Here is a 315-nt window from a genome sequence, read left to right as displayed (position 1 = left end):
ATCAGAATTATAACGGTTTTTGGACGAAATCAGAATTATAACGGTTTTTGGACGGAATTTCCGCAAATTGTAAAAATCAGAAATATTATTTCCGAACAGAAAAATATTGCGGGAGTTAGAGTCGCTATCTTAAAAAATATCGATTTTGCATTAGAGCAGATTAGTCTTTTTAATATGCCTTCTTGGATAAGATTAGCTATAAGTATGTTTGAAAGATTGATGACTATTCAAATAAGAATAGAAATGACGGAAGCGAGATTAAACGCTTTGGCTTACGCGAGAAAGAAAACAACCCAAAAAGTTAATCTATACGAG

1 protein-coding gene is annotated in these 315 nt (G+C 32.1%); it reads left to right on the top strand.

The window, feature by feature from the left end; all coding sequences use genetic code 11:
• Window positions 1-315: V-type ATP synthase subunit D (locus tag EZH24_RS13695; protein ID WP_272897915.1), on the top strand; the 315-nt coding region annotated here is incomplete at both ends.

Origin of the sequence: Brachyspira catarrhinii (genome assembly GCF_005518285.1) — a bacterium.
Taxonomy (GTDB): domain Bacteria; phylum Spirochaetota; class Brachyspiria; order Brachyspirales; family Brachyspiraceae; genus Brachyspira; species Brachyspira catarrhinii.
This window is presented reverse-complemented; position numbering and strand designations above follow the sequence as displayed.